We start from the raw sequence: 1781 nt of genomic DNA, 5'->3' as shown, positions 1-1781 counted from the left end.
GACGTCGCCACCGCGTTCCTCTTCGCGTCCGCGCTCATCATGTGGGGGCTCATCCGGCGCGCCGAGCGGGCGGGCGGTGCAGCCCTCGACGGCCTTCGCTCCGCGCGCCCGATGCTCACGAAGCTCGCGGCCGCTGCGCTGGCGTGGATCGTCATCGGCGGCATCCCGCGCACCGTGTTCTTCACGCGCGTCGAGTACGACCCCGGCCGTGTGCCCGGGCTCGTGGTGGCGCTCGGCGTGAAGCACGCGCTCATGTTCACGGCCGTCGCGCTCGGCGTGTGGCTGTGGCGCCGCGCGGACCGGTTGCTGCGCGCGCCCGAGGCGCGCGGCGAGTGAGCGCGGCGCTACCCGACTGGCCCAGGACGCTCGAGCCGTTCGGCCCCCTCGTGCCGCTCGCGACCGAGTTCTTCGACCGCACGCCCGACGCCGTCGCCCGCGACCTTCTCGGCAAGGTGCTCCTGAGCCGCGCTGAGGGCGTCGTCACGGGCGGGCGCATCGTCGAGGCCGAGGCGTACCTCGGAAGCGGCGACGAGGGCTCTCATGCGGCCACGCGCGGTGTCACGAAGCGCAACGCGGTGATGTACGGGCCGCCGGGCACCGTCTACGTCTACTTCACCTACGGCAACCACCACATGCTCAACCTCGTCTGCGACGCGGAAGGCACCGCGGGCGCCGTGCTCGTGCGCGCGCTCGAGCCGCTGGCCGGTGTGGAGACGATGGCGCAGCGGCGCGGCGGTCGGCGCGCGGCGCACGGGATCGCGAGCGGTCCCGGCCGCCTCGCGCAGGCCCTCGGCGCGGACCTCGCCGACAACGGCACGACGCTGCACGTGGGCCGCCTCGCCGTGTTCGATGCGCCGGCGCCGCCCGAGCGAGTCGTCTCGACCGGCAGGATCGGCCTGTCGCGTGGGCACGAGGCCGAGTTGCGGTACCTTCTCGAAGGCGACGCGTTCGTCTCGCGGGCGAGCCCGGGAGCGCGGACCGCGAAGCGCAGACGGACCCAAGGGACGGGAGACCCGCGATGAAGCTCGCCGAGATCCACCGGATAGCCGTGGAGCAGGGGATCGCGGCGGACCCGCGCGGCCGGGAGGAGATCGAGCGGGTCCTGGCGGCCGAGCAGTCCGGCTACGACAAGCTCGACGATGCCGAGCGGGAGTTCTTCGAGGCCGAGCGCCTCACCAACCCGTTCGCGGACACGCGCATCAACGCCGGCGACCCCGAGGCCGAGGTGCGCGGCATGATCGTCGGCATCGACATGGAGGTCGGCGAGGTCCTGCTCGCGGACCGACTGCGCGACGGCGGCGAGCCGATCGACCTCGTGTTCTCGCACCACCCCGAGGGCTTCGGGCTCGCGCGGCTCGACCTGGTGATGGGCATGCAGGCCGACCTGTGGGCGGCTCAGGGCGTCGGGATCGGCACGGCCGACGCGCTCATCGGGCCTCGGGCCTCGGAGATCCGCCGCAAGATCATGCCCGCGAACCACTACCGCGCGGTGCAGGCGGCCGAGTTGCTCGGGCTCGCCATGATGTCGTGTCACACGCCGGCAGACAACAGCGTCCAGCGGTTCGTCCAGGAGTTCGTGGACCGCGAGAAGCCCGAGACGCTCGACGCGCTCGTGACGGCGCTGCGCGCGATCCCCGAGTACGCGGACGCCGCCCGGAAGGGCTGCGGCCCGCACCTCGTGTGCGGTGCCGGTACGGCGCGCCCCGGCCGCATGGTGGCCGACATGACCGGCGGCACGGAAGGCCCCATCGAGGCGCTCGACCGCCTCAGCCACGCGGGCG

1 protein-coding gene and 1 pseudogene (1 of these 2 cut by a window edge) are annotated in these 1781 nt (G+C 73.6%); both read left to right on the top strand.

Annotated elements, in window-relative coordinates:
- Nucleotides 1-386 precede the first annotated feature (386 nt).
- Nucleotides 387-1022, top strand: coding sequence for a DNA-3-methyladenine glycosylase (locus FDZ70_05860; protein ID TLM77124.1), 636 nt, complete (start codon nt 387-389; stop codon nt 1020-1022).
- A pseudogene (locus tag FDZ70_05855) lies at nt 1019-1781 on the top strand (NGG1p interacting factor NIF3); it runs 204 nt beyond the window's last position. The gene FDZ70_05860 and the pseudogene FDZ70_05855 overlap by 4 nt, the downstream one beginning before the upstream one ends.

It is taken from the genome of Actinomycetota bacterium (assembly GCA_005774595.1).
Taxonomy (GTDB): Bacteria; Actinomycetota; Coriobacteriia; order Anaerosomatales; family D1FN1-002; genus D1FN1-002.
This window is presented reverse-complemented; position numbering and strand designations above follow the sequence as displayed.